General features: G+C 37.7%; 1 protein-coding gene. It reads right to left on the reverse strand.

Annotated elements, in window-relative coordinates; genetic code table 11:
- Positions 1-94 precede the first annotated feature (94 nt).
- On the reverse strand, positions 95-520 hold a 426-nt coding region (locus tag ACFIO3_RS15620; protein WP_375704837.1), incomplete at its 5' end, for a Rha family transcriptional regulator.

Here is a 520-nt window from a genome sequence, read left to right on the forward strand (position 1 = left end):
CGTATTATACGTACAATATGTATTATGTAAAGATATTTTACGGCATTAACTACCTCCCCGCCTCAAGGCGAGGAGATAAAATCATGTTTTTAACTTAAGCTACTTTTGCAACAGGGCTTACTAAAACTCGCTTGGCTTCTTCAACAAGAGTTTTATAATGTTTGCTCTCTTCTGCTAATGTAAAGGCTTTAACAAGATGCATGTGAAGCGGTCCATAAATATAAACAGCTTTTTCAGTAGGTCCCATTTCATCCCAGTTGCTTGGAAAATCAAAGCGTGTATCACGATCATTATCAATTAATTGGTTTTTTAAATCATAGAAAGCTTTGACGAGGGCTTTTTTGAATGCACGCACCGTATCATTGTTACGCATATAGGTCATGAGTAGAGTGGCTTGTGGTTCGTTGAGAATAGCAATTACTCTTTTCTGTCTTCCGCCTTTGGTCCCAAAGGGTGAGATTTCAAATCCAACCCTTCCAAATTCTTCAAAGTCTTCAATGTTTTGACGTACCAGCTTTAT

This window comes from Bartonella sp. AD328YNZD (genome assembly GCF_042196425.1).